A 15,424-nucleotide genomic window follows, 5' to 3' on the forward strand; every position below is an offset into this window, starting at 1 on the left:
GCTAGCTATATTATCGATTTCAAATTTGTGTTGTCCAAACCTTTGTTCTTAAAAAAATCTTTGAGTGGTATTCCATTTATTTTCTTTGTTTTATACCAAAGGTTCAGTTTTCTATTGAGCTGTTTATCGGGCATATAGTTTAATTTGGCTTTTTTGAAATAGTCCAAAAAATTACCGTTTACTATACCATTGTCCCAATAGAACTCAAAATCTCCAATTCCTTCTACTGCATACCAATCGTTACCTTTATTTAAACCTGCACTTTTTGTAAAAGGAATGTATGGTTCATTTGTCCAAAATCTATCGATTACTATCGTTCGGCCCTGATTATTTAAATTTATGGTAGTATCTTTTATTATTCCCCCTTTTAGCATATTTGACTTTTCAGGGGCGAGATAATTTTGTTTTGAAAAATTCTTACTCTGCGGATATATTCCTGCTGCATTGGTTCTATAAGGCTCCATATAACCATGACCAATAAAATAGGACTCCGTTAAGGTCTCGTTGTCGACTAGAAAATATTCATTTTTTCGTTTTACCACGATTTTATAATCGGTCCTTTTCAAATTGAGTGATGGCGTGTCTGAAAAAACACCTAAAGGTGCATACCTGGCATAAAATATATCTTTTGCTGAGGTTCGCAACAGGCTATCCAAAGAAATTACGTTAATCTCCCTGTTAGCAACGGCTTTCGAGATGTTTTTTAACTCAAATTTAGTTCTTGTCAGCGGCGTTATTGTAACTAAGATATCAACGGGCAAATTTTTTCCATCACGCTCAAAGCTTATAAAATTCTGAAATACTTTTTGATTTGAATCATCAGTAAGGATGCTTTTTTTGAACAGAAAATTATAAATAGTCAAATCTGGAAAATCGGTACTGTCAGATTCGATTTCTGCATATGTTCTTTTGCAGAATAAATGGCCATTCAATGAATCGGTTAGTTTGTCTTGATCAAAGATAACATACTTGGTTTGAGCAAAGCAGCTACCGATAAGTTGGAAGACTGATACGGCTAAGAAAGTAAATAAGATTGTTATGTTGCGCATGCTATTTTTTATGATTTAACATATCTTTAAAAGTACCTAAATTTTCATGATTCTTTGGAGAATTTACCCTACAACTATTATTTTCAGTTTTATCGTAAACCGCGTTTGGCGAATCGTTAGGTATGAATATTACAGTGAGCAGCTTAGGTTTGTCAATGTTGTAAAATATAAAATTCTGATTTTATCACGTCTGAAAATCTGTTATTCGGGGATGAATTTAAAACTTTTATAGGGGTTGTGTTCGTACCTGCTTCGTACCACCTTCGGATCGTAACAGATACGGATCGAATATTGTACAGTCTTTATCCAGATATTTTCTGTTCAGGGACTGGTTAATGTCTGGTGAATAGCTGTAGATTATCTGTTGTTGATCCGAACAGGGGGCGAATCTGGTACGAATCAGACGCAGCTTTCTCTACCTTCCATTCACCGGATTTTCTTGATCATCGGTCTAAAGCCGATAAGCCGGGGGGTATTGTGTAAAATAAATTAGGGAAGTACAGGTTGGCGCATGATGGCTTTTAAGAATTATTGCTTTATCTTGGATTTTTCCATTGGACCAAAACTATGATCACCTTATCTAAACACATCTTATTTTCTTTTATACTTTGCCTGTTATTTTCACAGTTGCAAGGCCAGTCAGATCCTACAACAGGATTTTTGAAAATTAAAAATGATATTTTTTGGGATACCCAAGATGGACAGCCTATATATAGCCAAGGAGGAGGTATTTTTTCTTTCAGAGATCCTGAAGATGGGCAGACTAAATATTTTTGGTATGGAGCAAAATATCAAGAATCTGAAAAATACCGAAATGATCCCAGTGTTACTCCTGAACGCGACAATTTTGTTTCTGTAACGTGTTATGTGTCTAAGGATCTCGTAAACTGGACCTCTCAGGGAGATGTACTGACTCTTGATGAACTTAATAAAAATTCTATCCAGACGCGCTGGGCAGGACGTCTAGGTGTTGCATACATCAAGGAAATAGCCAAGTATGCGTTGTTCATCCAGCACAATGATCAATTATTGGTTACCTTATCAGACCGTCCCAATGGCCCATTTAAATGGCACCAGCGTATCAATATGACGGGTATGATAGGCACAAGCAACACCGGAGATCAAACGGTATTCACCGATGAGGATACCGGAAAGTCTTACCTGGTGTATTCCTATGGAAGAGGAAGAAACAAGATTTACATCTCAGAAATTGGTGTCAAGGACGGTAAGGTAGGGCTATTGGATTGTAATATGATATTTAAAGGGGAGGGAAGAGAGGGGAATTGTATGTTCAAATATAATGGAAAATACTATTTATTTGCCTCCAACTTATATGGCTGGGATTCCTCTTTTGCCTATTACTCCGTTTCAGATCATATTTATGGTCCATATACGCCAACGAATGAAATGCTGATCATGGAAGGTTCAGAGGCAGATTATGCCCATGTTACGCAAACCGGATTTTTTGTGACGCTAAAAGGGGCCAAAAAGCAGACGGTTATCTATTGTGGCGACAGATGGGCTAATTTTGCGGGCAATGGTCTAGGATATAACCAGTGGTGTCCCCTTTCCTTTGATGGCCAAAAGCCTATTTTTAATTCGTTAAGTTCATGGAGTCTTCATCCAACAACAGGAGAATGGCAGGTGAACGGTGACAATAATTATGTTAAGAACGGGAGTTTCGAGGCCGATAGAAGACATATACCAAGTCCGGTAAAGCCTGTTCAGGAACAGTTATTAGGATGGCAAACCACGATCATTAAAGGAAATATACTCTCTGTAAGCGATTCTTTATCGCCTGTGCTTAATTATTTCAATACTGCCGAGGATAGAAAGCAGGTAATTGGAGAAAAGAGTTTGCAGATTAACGATAAAATAGATTTTAAGCGTAAGGTCTCTCAGATTATTCAGTCTAGCCAGCATGTGAAACTAGCGGATGGAAAATATACTTTATCTGCAAAATTTAAACGTGGCAGCGGATTTGAGGATTTATATATGTATGCCTTAAGTAATGGTAAAACGTATAAACAGAAACTGAGCAAAGCGGATCAGCATTGGGGTAATATTACTTTAGCGAATATATCCATAAAAAATGGGCGCGTTGAAATAGGTTTTATGGCTAGTGGAAAGGCGAATGCTTATTGCCATATTGATGATGTAACACTTATTCGATCTAAATAACAAAGCTAGCCTTTTGGCAACATTGTTTGCATTGGTATTTTTAGGATTTTCATTTATCCCTAATGTTGCGCCTACTTGTTGAGGCTATGTTGTGAGATTGGCCGTTTTATGTCAAAAGGGCCTGATTCTCATCAGACCCTTTCTCTTAGCGTTTATTTGTACAGTAATTTTTGTGTTTCCTATCGTTTCCTCTTTTTTGTTTCGTCATCCAATGTTTTTAAAGACTATTGGATTTTCACTGTACGACGCCAATTTTTATGTTGAACCTTCCATTTGAAAGGTAGCTTGTAGCCGTCTTGTATAGTAAGAACAATAGTCGTTTCCAAATAGTTTTATTGAAGTAAATTATTTTTTGATAAATTGAAAAAAAAATGGATACAGTCTTATATCATCAAAAGCTTTTAGAACACTATACCTGTAATTGGGGGCAGGAATATAACGTCTTGACTTGGTCAAAAGGCCCCTATAAGGATCTAGGCGATCACTTTAGGGTGCTGGAATTTCCGCCTACAACCGAACGGAACATGTGGGCTTATGCTACTATAGGTATGTCTGGCTTGCATGATGAATTTGCCCTCGAACTGCACATTTTTTCTGGTGAGCAAGATGAAACATTAGTTGAATCATTAATAGTCGTAGCACATTATCATAGATTTGGCGCAAGTTTGGGACATTGGCATACCATAAACTGGGGAAGAGGATGGCGCATGGATTCTCCCTGTTCTTATGGCCTTATTGCGCTGCCTTATCTCGACGGACCCAAACTTGAAATTCTTACCTTTGATAACAATAAATCAGTCCATTTCTATTGGTTACTGCCTATCACCGAGGAGGAAGTAGCTTTTAAAAAGGGAAATGGTGCCGAAAAGCTTGAGGAAATATTTGAAGAACGAGGATTAAATTATTTAGATCCATTCAGGGACACGTTGGTTTGAATGAAATAATATCTCGGGATTTAGTAGTCAAAAATACCAATTTTTCTAAAAAATAGATAGCTATGAAACTACTACGAAATTTTGAATTAAACGATATACTGTTTGATTTAGAATCTGGCAAAGAGTTTGAAAATTCAACTATCCTGCGCCATTTGACCATCTAAATGATTTGGAACAGGACTGGGGATTATTCATTCAGGAAATCATTAATAATCCATTACGGAGGAGGAATATGATTTCAAATCTCATGGAATGAGTTAATAATAGGTAATACTGTCCTGCTATTAAAACAGCTTCCACTTCTAGCGACATAAAGATTGCTGCAAGAACATTTAGAATAGTTTAGTGATGAAATTTATCTACAAAAAGTAATTAAACCTAGCGATTTTTCAGCAGAAAACGGGTAAAAGGATTTTCATTATATAAATGCATAAATAGCTAGTCCGAGCATATATTTTAAACTTTTTTTAACCAACAAGTGATATAAAGGTAGCGAGATTGTTATCTTTCAATTAAATTCGTAAATATGAGTCCTCGTAAGGAAGATCATATGGTCCAAGATCTTATTAGTCGGGGGCAAAATATTATCAGTAATAACTTTATACCAAATGAATCAGAGATATTTTTTAGTACTACTTTTTCTCACAGTATGCCAGTTGGCCTCGGCCCAATTTGCAAAAATCATTGACAAAGACGGCTATGTAAATGTGAGGAAACAAGCTACAGTGAATAGTGCGGTTGTTTCAAAAATTGCTGCTGATAAAATTGTTTATGCATTTCCTGATGAAAAGTTCGGCGATTGGGTAATTGTTGATTATACCGACAACCATAACAAGAGCTTCACTGGGTATGTACACCATTCAAGAATTAAATATATCGAATCCTATAAGCAGATCCCTATAGTATTTGCTGATGAAGGCAGCGCAAAATTTATGGCAAAAGATATAACCGTGCAAATAAATTCCGATCGTTTCGATTATGAAAAAAATAAAGGTGATTTTTCATCGACTCAATATGATGGCTATAGCGTTGTAGACAAATTTAGAGGGCAGCAGGTTTGGGGAACAGATGGCGAAATCCCTACAAACCATTACACCTCTATTCAAGCTACTATAAAGGGAAGATTTATTCAGATCCCAGCAAAGGAAATCGAAAACTTATTTAATGTAAACAACGAGTTTGCAACATGCTACTATGATGACTCGAATGATATTTTATACATTACTGCTGTTAATGGCGATGGAGCTGGTGGGTATGCAGTTTTATTTGAGATTAAAAAAGGTAAATATAAAGCACGCGTGGTAACAATGCCATTTTAGCAATAGCAATAATCGTAAAATTACTCTTGTTTGGCTTTTACCTCCCAAAATCGTATTTCATAGAGCAACCGTTATATGAAGATTTTAAAGTTTTTTTGAAGAATCTATTCCTTTTCGTTTTGATTTTACATTATTTGAATATTGCGTGGGTTTCCTATCAGTGAATGTAGATCGTTATAAAAAAGATTATTACTGTACAATGCCATCGATGCTAACGTTAAGCGATCCATCAAGTAGTTCATCACAGAAGAACTCGTTCTATGGCAATTCGACATATGGGAAAGTAGAGGGAACTAAAAAACTTCTACAACCTAATGTTCTATTAGGTTGTAGAAGCTATAACAATTAGATATATTTCTTTGTCTTAGCCTTAGATACTTCTTCGATACGAGACAGTTGTTGTGCAAAAAACACCCATAAAAAAGGAAATAAAAACATTAGTATAATACTCAAAAAAGGTATTCTCCCTTTTGATTTAGCTATTTGAACGACCACTACTATATAACTAATAAGCCAAAATAAAGCTATTAATATCAAAGAAAATTTCATTTTTAAAATTTTTTATAATTAAAAGTAATCAAAAATTTAATTATAAGCAAGTGTATGTAGCCGCTGCTAACATACTCGTGTGGCATTCAGGTGTCAAATCGAAAAGAGTATCACATGTTGGATCTGATTCACAAGCTTTTTATGTCATCTGCTAGACTCTATTTACACAGTCGGTATAACCTTCTTCTGGAGAGGTCTTTGCTATTTTGCTGGAAGCAACTTTTTTAGCAATACTCCTGTTATCTTCTCCATCAACAATAGTGCATCTAAGTGTAGCATAATAACTGGTGGTTTGCCTGTCGTAAATGGACAAACCACTCGTGAATTATCTATTAAGGCCACTTTGGGAAATGTGGCTTTTTTTCTTTTGTCATATCGAAACGATGCATCGTAAAAGATATGGAGACTATTGCAACATCGAAAAGAAAGAAGATCACTAAAATAGCTCGCCAGGAATGGGTTTTCGTAAATTATTTTCCGTTTAAAATAACGCAATCGATTGATTTGATTTAATATTTTAATATTCGGTAATGTATATATAACTTGAAGTGTAAATGTGCATTCTGGTGACGCTAGTTAGTATGATTTGTAATTTTTTAACCAAACGAAACGCTTAATTTATGGGTAAATCTGCTCTTTTTAAAGGTAAAAATAGTGATCTAAATTATACTTCTGCATTTTTGCTAGATCCTATTAAGGTAACGTATGCTAAATTAAATGTTAACCCTACATCGGACCAAATAAGAACGGCCTATCAAAACTGTTATAATCCTCTTCAAGTGAATCCGTTTTTAATTATGAAAATACTATTTTACCCACTGTTTTTTTTAATATTTCAATTTACCGTTCATGCTCAGGTCAAACCGGTGGCATTCGATATGAAGATCATGTATAAGTTTACTTATCAGAACGATAGTACGTCCAGTGCTTCGCGGAAAAGTATTTTTACACAATTGACGATCGGTGAGCAAGAAAGTCATTTTCAGACCCTATCAAAATTTAGAGCTGATTCAGCATTGGCACTCGAACATGGCAGTAATATGCTTTTCTACAGTTATGGTCGTATAGTACCCAATAACTTTTTAATTGTAAAACGGGGAGATGTCATTTCCACTTACGATCCTATAAACGGCGTGGGGTTTAGTGGAAATAATGAGTTGTCCTACTATGAGGAAAATAAGGCGGATATGCAATGGGAAATACGCCCTGACACTGCTCATATTAACCATTTTGTTTGTCAAAAAGCGACGACGGACTGGGGCGGGCGAAAATGGATCGCGTGGTTTACCATGGATATACCGATTTCAGATGGTCCGTATAAATTTTGTGGACTACCCGGTTTAGTGTTGTCCATATCAGATCAGGATAAATATTTCACATTCGATATGGCCTCCATAAGCAAAGTAAACAGTGTATCGGCCACTTTCGATCAATTACGTCCAGACCTTATTATCCAAAAGACAACAAAAGCTAATTTTTATAAGGAAAGGCAAAAATTAAGGGATAATATGATTGAATATGCGCTGTTGACCGGAGCTATATTATCTGACGAAAGTAAAATAAATATCCGTGCAGAAATGAAAACAGATAATAACCCTATCGAGCGGCATTAATGAGATGTGCAAATAGACGCTATGCTAGCTAAACTTTTTTTCACCATCATATTTATCTGGATAGGTGGCCATTCCTTTGCGCAAACCATTATTACAGGCAAATTACTCGACGAAAATCAAAAACCGATCGCCAATGTCACTGTGTCTTATAAAAAAATCGGTTCTGCAGCCTTGTTGAACTTTTCAAAAAGTGACGCTAGTGGAGCCTTCAGACTTACTGTTAAAGTTAGCGATGTAGATTCACTACAGTTGGATTTTAATCATCTCAGTTATGCCAAACGTAGCGTACATGTTGCCAATGCGACTGCAAACTATGCTTATATTTTAAAAAGTGAGGTGCGGAAAATACAAGAGGTAAAGGTGTCGGATGTGCCAGTGTACAAGCAAAAAGATACGATCAATTATAATGTAGCTTCTTTTACAGGAGCGCAAGATCGTGTAATAGGTGATATCATCAAGAAGCTTCCGGGCGTAGAGATGCGTAACGGTCAGATCTTTTACCAAGGCGAACCTATTCAACAGTATCGGGTCAATGGATTGGACATGATGGGCGGACGTTACGGGCTTATCAATCAAAATCTTCCAGCAGATGCGGTTATGAAAGTCCAGATCCTTGAAAATCATCAACCCATCAAAATGTTGGATAAGTTGGTCTTTTCCAACCGCGCCACCCTTAATTTACAGCTTAAGAAATTTACCACAACAGGTACCGGTAAACTAGGTCTTGGAGCAGCTCCTGCGCTTTGGGATGCTAATATTACGCCAATGACATTTGCCAAGACCTTTCAAATGCTCAATTCATTTCAGACGAACAATGTAGGCGATGACGTGTCACAGCAGTTAAAACCATTCTATTCAGGTACTGGTTATTTTACAGCGCGATCTCGCTTTTCAGATGGATCGTCCTATCTCTCCATTCGGGAGGTAGCCACTCCGGGTTTCGATCAGAAAAAATGGTTGAACAACCAGATCTTTTTAATGAGTAGCAATATGATTCAAAAGTTAAAGAACGGTTTGGAAGTCAAAGGTAATTTTTCTTATTTCCACGATAATCGAAAACTGCAAGGAACAACGTCGACACAATATTTTACAAACAACGAAGTGATCCACAACCAGGAGGTGGTGGACAATCGCTATGGTATCGATGAGTTGAATATTGGGATGCTGGTCGAAAAGAACGAGTCAAACGTTTTTTTTAGTAACAGTACCAATTATCGTAAACATTGGAACAACAGTGCCGGTAATATTCTTTTTAATGAAGACATCCCTATACAGCAGGACAAAAAGTTCTCAGACGAAGCCTTTCTCAATTCCTTTTCACTCGGCCGTTTTATAGGCAAGCAGTTGGTCAAGATCACGTCTACTTTAGAGTGGCACAGTACACCTCAACGTCTTACGGTCAATCCCGGTCAGTTTGAATCGTTGCTCAACGGCGGGATGCCCTATGATCAGATGGGACAGATCGTTCGTTTTAAGAGCTTTAATTTTGAAAATGGCCTGAGTTTATCGCGCAAGATCAAAACATGGACTTTTTCACCTAGCATCAACCTGAATTACAACAGCGGTACGTTAAACAGCTATATCGAGCTGCATGATCAGCATGATATTCGCGTCCTGGATACTGGTTATTTCAATGCTATGAATAGCGCGCAGATGCAGCTGCGGATGGCGCTCCAAATTGGGAAAGAAGTGCGCAAGTTTAAATACAGTTTCAATCTACCGTTCAGTCAATATTACTATAATGTCAAACAGCAAGGCAAACAGCGTCTGAAAAATGAATTGCGGAGCAGTTGGAATCCCTCTGCTTCGATGAGCTATCTGTTTAACGGGAAAAATACGATCAGTACAAATCTGAGTGTAGGTCGAAATTTTGGTGGACTCGACAATTTCTACAATGGTTACATCATTAGTCAGTATCGCAGTATCCAAAAGTATGATGCACGCTTACTCAAGAATGAAGAGCTGCGTACAGGAATACATTATGCGTATAAAAACACCTTGAAGGCAAGCTTTGCCAATCTGAGTTATAATTTTAGAAAAAGTTGGCGCGACTATATGTTCAGTACAGTATTGGACAGTATGGGACGTAGCTCGACCAGTATTATTAATCAAAATGCACAGAGTTTATCGCATGGGATCAGTGGTGGACTTTCCAAACTATTTGTCCGTATCAAAACTGTAGCAAAGTTAAACGGTAATTTCAGTTGGAGTAATTCAGATTATTTGCTGAATGAGCAGTTGGTGAAGCAACATGTAAACAGTCAGTCGTTCACACTTGAGCTTATCAATTCGTCTTCAGCGTTAATTTCTGGAGATTACCGGGTTGCCATGGGGCGGACCCACAATAGATTGGCTGCTGGGCAGCGCAATGAGCTGTTATATAACAATCATTTTTTTAATCTGGTAATTTCGCCCCATGATCGACATTTGATCACCTTGTCCAATTCATTATATGCAAATAATGTCAAGGCACAAAAAAGTCAGTATTTTATGGACGCAACTTATCGGTTCAGGCTAAGCCATTGGCGTACCGATTTAGAGCTGACAGCAACCAATATCTTGGATAATAAAAACTATCTGCAGCAATTTTCCTCAGATTATGAGCTTATACAGAGTTATTTCGAACTCAGGCCAAGACAGTTTCTGATTGCAATGCGATTTAAAATCTAGTTTTTAACTCCCAAAGAATTTGTTAACTTAAGGCTCTCAAATGACCTTTGATAATTTAGCTAATTCATATCTTCCAGTGAGGTGGTAGATGGATCTGTTTTTAAGTTATACAACGTACAAATCAATAAATGTTTAAGAAGTGAAAATTAATAAAAAAGTTGTTCCAACTATTTATATTCTGACCTATGTTTGTTTGATCGTGATGAATTTTATTGCGATAGAGCACCAGGCAATTAAAGGATGTTTTAGTCAGTTATTGGCTGATTTTTTTCATTTAGGGCAAAAATTTGATGGCTTTCAAATTTTTAGAATATATCTTTTTGGGAATCCATGGATATTGGGATTATTCTATTATGGCTTTAAAATTAAGTGGTTAGTATATTGTTTTATTGCCAGTAATATCTTAATTTTTGTATCGCTATTGCAATGTTATATGAAATTAACTTAATACACCTGTCAGTTATTTTACTTCTTTGATGAAATTACTGCTACAATGGAATATTAGATCTAAACTGCGAGATGATTAGGAAACATTTGTTTTCAGATAATAATATTTTAGTACCCTTATTTTAAAAGTGTGATAACTGTAATTGGTAGTTTGGTTATATTAGGTTTATGGTAAAAAGATCAGTCTTAGAAAAACTATCCAATAAGGACCTGTTGCGGTATACTTCAGAAGATACCCGATCAGTCCCTGAAGCTATAGAAATGGCTTTCGACATTCTCAAAAAAAGGGGCTATTTTTTTTCCGAAACAGAAATTGTTAAGATAAATCAACTTATAGCATCAAGGAAAAAAGAGGAACCTGATTACAAATCCCTTAACACATGGGATATTGATGAAGATGCTGAAAAAGCTTCCGTCAGTTTCTATTCTCAAAAAGCAATATGGTATTTTAGTATACTATTCGGATTATTTACAGGCGCTATATTGTTAGCGATTAACTTATTCACATTATCCAAGAAAAAAGAAGCATGGGCAACACTCCTATTTGGATTTGGTTATACCCTAGCGTTAATTTTAGTATACAATGAATTTAAAGATTATTTTGATCAGAGTAGATTCACTGGTATTTTGTTGTATGGAATAGGTGCCGCCATATTGCAGTTTGGGTTTTGGGATCAATATTTGAAAGGAATAAAATATAAGAAGAGAAGCATCATTGCTCCACTTATGATCTGTTTAGTTGTTGTTGGTTTAATTATATTACGTATCATAATATTCTTGAGTTGATTCTCCGCAATAATATTGAAAGACCCTATGGTTTTTCAAAGGCCAATGTTGTTATCTTGAGAAGTATACCTTACTACTTACTTAATGCCTTGACGATGGCCATGCCTATGGCCTTGGCTGATTGAGGATTTTGGCCAGTGATCAATCTGCCGTCAATGGTGACATGCGACTGCCAAGGCTCTGATTTTTCATAAATCCCACCTATAGCTTTTAGTTTATCTTCTAGTAGAAAGGGAACAACATTGCTGAGCTTTACAAGCTCTTCTTCTTCATTGCTAAAGCCATTGACTTTTTTTCCTTTTATCAAATATTCACCGGATTTCAGTTTGATATTGATCAAGCCAGCAGGACCATGACACACAGCTGCGACAACGCCGTTTGCTTCGTATATCTTGCTTGCAATCTTTGCGATTGTCGAATCGAAGGATAGATCCCACATCGCACCATGTCCTCCGGCATAGAAAATGGCTTTATAATCTTCCGGTTTTACCTGAGAAGGTTTAAGGGAATGGGTGATTTTACTGTGGTAGTATTTATCCTCCCAGAATTTTTTGTTAACAGGATCAGTCAGGTCAAATCCATCCACAGGTGGATTCCCTCCCTGTGGACTAAGGAAATCAATCTCATATCCAGCCGCTGTTAAAACCTCCCAGGGATGTGAGACTTCCCCGAGATAATAACCTGTTTTCTCGCCTGTATTACCTTTTGTATCGTGACTAGTTACTACAAATAGAATTTTCGGTTTTCGATTTGTTGCATAGCAATGGGGTACTATTAGGGTGAATAAAGCCAAAAATAGTCCTATTTGTATAAAGAGTTGTTTTGCTTTCATATCGTTGAGATTTTCTTTTTGTTGGAACAAATCTCTCGATTTCATATCGTAATTTAACGTGACCTACATCACATAATTAAAATTCACCTTCCCATTTCCGCTATTCACCGAGTTTTCCTAATCGTTAGTCTAAAGCCGATAGGCTAGGGGCCTATTGTGTCGTAGTTTTGAGTCAACAAATAAGAACAACAGAACTAACACTATAAAAAAAGACATTATGAACCATCATGAGTGTATTCAAAGGACACTCATGATAGCTTTATCATCAAATAAAAAACAAATAATTTCGATAAAAAACGCTAGTAAAAACATTCGCAGCAGCAGCTTTAATCGCAGTATCTACTTTCGCTATGGCAGCTGAAGGACCTGGAGCAAAAGTAACAAAAGCAAACGTTAACCTTTCCACCGCTGATTTCGCTTTAGAGCACTATGTTGCAGTAACGACTGCGGGCGAATCAGCAGGCGTAGAGCAGTTATTTGCAGCTGATTTTAATCAAAAGATCCAAACTACCAATGCGTTGTCTAACAGCCGTAGCGAAGTGGTTAAATCCTTCAAAAAACAAAAAGGCGAAAAGCTGAACTGTACCGTAAGCACAGATATTTTAGAAGAATCCGCAGATTATATGATTGCTAAAGTGACTTTGAAATTTGAGGATTTCACCAAGACTGATCTTGTCACTTTGGAGCGTGTGGGTAATGACTGGAAAGTAACCAAATCAATCAATTCGTATAAATAAGAGCCATCCCTAACAAATATATAAGTTGTGAAGTCACATCGAGAGATGTGGCTTCAATTTTTTGCGTATCATTGTATGTCGATGGATAATAGGCGATCAATTTTGAATTGAGCATATGGTAAAATATACTATCAAGTGGCTAACCGATAGATTTGAAAATGGAGATAGCTTCAAATTTCTCTTCTTTTGGGGGCATACAGCTAAGCATAATCAGGAAGTTGGAAAATTTGTTTTCAGTCAAATCGAACAATTTCTTGTCACCGCTTCAGCATGCCACACCTACCTTCCACCTGAATAAGCTATAAAGTAGCGAAACACTTCAAATGAATCAGATCCATGAGGTTTGTGGAAAATTATATAATTAGAATTTTGCTCGTCATTCTTTTTGTTTTCTCCAGATGACAGTGTGAGGTTTTGCTCAAGTGCAACGGCTTTTCCGTGCCCGAATAATTTTATTGCAGATTCCTTAAGGTCGGGAAGTAGATCGCTATGCGCAGACAGGTACTTTTTAAGTTTGTCATTGTATGCTTCCTGCTCGGCCTCCGAAAAACCTTCGGATATAAAGAGATTACTTTTCGCGTTTGCGATTTCTCTCAGAAACTCATCCGCATGTCCTGACAGCAAAAATTTACGTAGTTGATCATATTTTGCTAATACTTCCACCTGTAGCTTATTTTGATTCATTTCTGAAAGATCCTGGGAATTGTTCAGACTTGTGACCGAAGTTGGCGCTTCTGCTTCAAAATCCCAGGTATGCGTATAAGCATCTAGCGGTTTTTCAAGCGCTGGAAATTCAAGTTTTTTGATCTCCTTGATATTACCATAATCTTTATTTTCAAGCAGGTAGATCCCTGTGTTTCTACTTATTTCATTGAGCATATCAGAAGTTATCGATTTTTGGCTCTTATTTGACGAGATCCTGATTTTCACCTCCTGTATTCCACTGGAAAAAATGTACTGATTCAACTTGTAAGGGCCAGGGATACCATTGTTCTCCTGTGAATGGGCAATAAGAAAATCATTTAAATATATTTCATAGTCTATATTTCTTATTTCGTGATTGAGCATATAAGATTTCATAGGAAGTTTTCCCTCCGTGTCGGTTTGGTCATTTTTTTTAATGTCACTTTTACCATTTTTTTCATTACTGCAGCATACAAACACGAATGCACAAAAAGCGATTGTCAATATAAAGTATCTCATCATTCTAATTCAACATTATTATTTTAAAATGAATTTACGGTTATTTCAAAACTTTTTGAAATCAATTCTTCTGCCAGTGAAATAATATGTAATGCTGCGCTGGGTTTTGAATGTAATAAGTTTAGGGAAATTTATCGCTATGAGCTGAGTAATTAAAAAGTAGCAAATGAAATAAAAGTAACGAAATTATCAGCTTTCAGTTTAAATTTGTATACAGTACCTCAATTAAAGAAGATAAAATGATCGAAGACCTTATTAAGCTGAGGGCAAAATATTATTAGTAATAACTTTATACCAAATGAATCACAGATATCTTTTAGTACTACTTTTTCTCACAGTATGCCAATTGGCCTCGGCCCAATTTGCAAAAATCATTGATAAAGACGGCTATGTAAATGTGAGGAAACAAGCTACAGTGAATAGTGCGGTTGTTTCAAAAATTGCTGCTGATGAAATTGTTTATGCATTTCCTGATGAAAAGTTCGGCGATTGGGTAATTGTAGATTATACAGACAAAAGCAACAAGAGTATCACTGGCTATGTACACCATTCAAGAATTAAATATATCGAATCCTATAAGCAAATCCCTACTGTATTTTCTGATGAAGGCACAGCAAAATTTATGGCAAAAGATATAACCGTGCAAATAAATTCAGATAGTTTCGATTATGAAAAAAATAAAGGTGATTTTTCATCGACTCAATATGATGGCTATACCGTTGTAGACAAATTTAGAGAGCAGCAGGTCTGGGGAACAGATGGCGAAATCCCTACAAGCCATTATACCTCCATTGAAGCAACTATAAAGGGAAGATTTATCCAGATCCCGGAAAAGGAAATTGAAAGCCTATTTAATGTAAACAACGAGTTTGCAACATGCTACTATGATGACTCAAATGATAGTTTATACATTACTGCTGTTAATGGCGATGGAGCTGGTGGGTATGCAGTTTTATTTGAGATTAAAAAAGGTACATATCATGCAAAGGTGGTAACAATGCCATTTTAGCAATAGCGATAACGGTAAATTTACTGAGTTTTCCTGACCGTTGTCTAAAGTTCATGGAGGCTGCGCCAGCCTTTTTGAAAAATAACTAACTTTG

General features: G+C 36.5%; 11 protein-coding genes. 8 read left to right on the plus strand and 3 right to left on the minus strand.

The window, feature by feature from the left end:
- Positions 1 to 5: 5 nt before the first annotated feature.
- On the minus strand, positions 6 to 1,049 hold the full coding sequence (locus ACLCDV_RS06120; protein ID WP_411973150.1) for a hypothetical protein: 1,044 nt from the start codon (positions 1,047 to 1,049) through the stop codon (positions 6 to 8).
- A gap of 567 nt (positions 1,050 to 1,616) precedes the next feature.
- On the opposite strand from ACLCDV_RS06120, the gene ACLCDV_RS06125 reads away from it, so the two are divergent.
- The 6 genes from ACLCDV_RS06125 (at position 1,617) to ACLCDV_RS06150 (ending at position 11,549) form a co-directional block, all read left to right on the plus strand.
- Positions 1,617 to 3,230 (plus strand): family 43 glycosylhydrolase, encoded by a 1,614-nt coding sequence (locus ACLCDV_RS06125; RefSeq protein WP_411973151.1) that lies wholly within the window; start codon positions 1,617 to 1,619, stop codon positions 3,228 to 3,230.
- A 371-nt stretch (positions 3,231 to 3,601) separates the two neighbouring features.
- Positions 3,602 to 4,165, plus strand: coding sequence for a suppressor of fused domain protein (locus ACLCDV_RS06130; protein WP_411973152.1), 564 nt, complete (start codon positions 3,602 to 3,604; stop codon positions 4,163 to 4,165).
- 608 nt (positions 4,166 to 4,773) lie between these two features.
- Positions 4,774 to 5,484, plus strand: a complete 711-nt coding sequence (locus ACLCDV_RS06135; protein WP_075991443.1) for a hypothetical protein — start codon at positions 4,774 to 4,776, stop codon at positions 5,482 to 5,484.
- Positions 5,485 to 6,830: 1,346 nt separating this feature from the next.
- A complete protein-coding gene (locus ACLCDV_RS06140; protein WP_075991445.1) occupies positions 6,831 to 7,646 on the plus strand; it encodes a GLPGLI family protein in 816 nt (271 codons plus the stop codon).
- Positions 7,647 to 7,667: 21 nt separating this feature from the next.
- The gene (locus ACLCDV_RS06145) at positions 7,668 to 10,316 is read left to right on the plus strand and encodes a hypothetical protein (protein ID WP_411973153.1); all 2,649 of its coding nucleotides are present in this window, start codon (positions 7,668 to 7,670) and stop codon (positions 10,314 to 10,316) included.
- Positions 10,317 to 11,024: 708 nt separating this feature from the next.
- Positions 11,025 to 11,549: a hypothetical protein gene (locus tag ACLCDV_RS06150; protein WP_146752980.1), complete on the plus strand. Its 525-nt coding sequence runs from the start codon at positions 11,025 to 11,027 to the stop codon at positions 11,547 to 11,549.
- 73 nt (positions 11,550 to 11,622) lie between these two features.
- Here the strand turns inward: ACLCDV_RS06150 and ACLCDV_RS06155 are convergent, their stop codons facing one another.
- Positions 11,623 to 12,426 (minus strand): type 1 glutamine amidotransferase domain-containing protein, encoded by an 804-nt coding sequence (locus ACLCDV_RS06155; RefSeq protein WP_411973154.1) that lies wholly within the window; start codon positions 12,424 to 12,426, stop codon positions 11,623 to 11,625.
- A 305-nt stretch (positions 12,427 to 12,731) separates the two neighbouring features.
- On the opposite strand from ACLCDV_RS06155, the gene ACLCDV_RS06160 reads away from it, so the two are divergent.
- Positions 12,732 to 13,118 (plus strand): nuclear transport factor 2 family protein, encoded by a 387-nt coding sequence (locus tag ACLCDV_RS06160; protein ID WP_411973155.1) that lies wholly within the window; start codon positions 12,732 to 12,734, stop codon positions 13,116 to 13,118.
- A 279-nt stretch (positions 13,119 to 13,397) separates the two neighbouring features.
- Here the strand turns inward: ACLCDV_RS06160 and ACLCDV_RS06165 are convergent, their stop codons facing one another.
- A complete protein-coding gene (locus ACLCDV_RS06165) occupies positions 13,398 to 14,324 on the minus strand; it encodes a hypothetical protein (protein ID WP_411973156.1) in 927 nt (308 codons plus the stop codon).
- Positions 14,325 to 14,619: 295 nt separating this feature from the next.
- On the opposite strand from ACLCDV_RS06165, the gene ACLCDV_RS06170 reads away from it, so the two are divergent.
- Positions 14,620 to 15,330, plus strand: coding sequence for a hypothetical protein (locus ACLCDV_RS06170; RefSeq protein ID WP_411973157.1), 711 nt, complete (start codon positions 14,620 to 14,622; stop codon positions 15,328 to 15,330).
- The last annotated feature ends 94 nt before the right edge of the window (positions 15,331 to 15,424 follow it).

The organism is Sphingobacterium sp. Lzh-3 (assembly GCF_046764375.1).
Classification (GTDB): domain Bacteria; phylum Bacteroidota; class Bacteroidia; order Sphingobacteriales; family Sphingobacteriaceae; genus Sphingobacterium.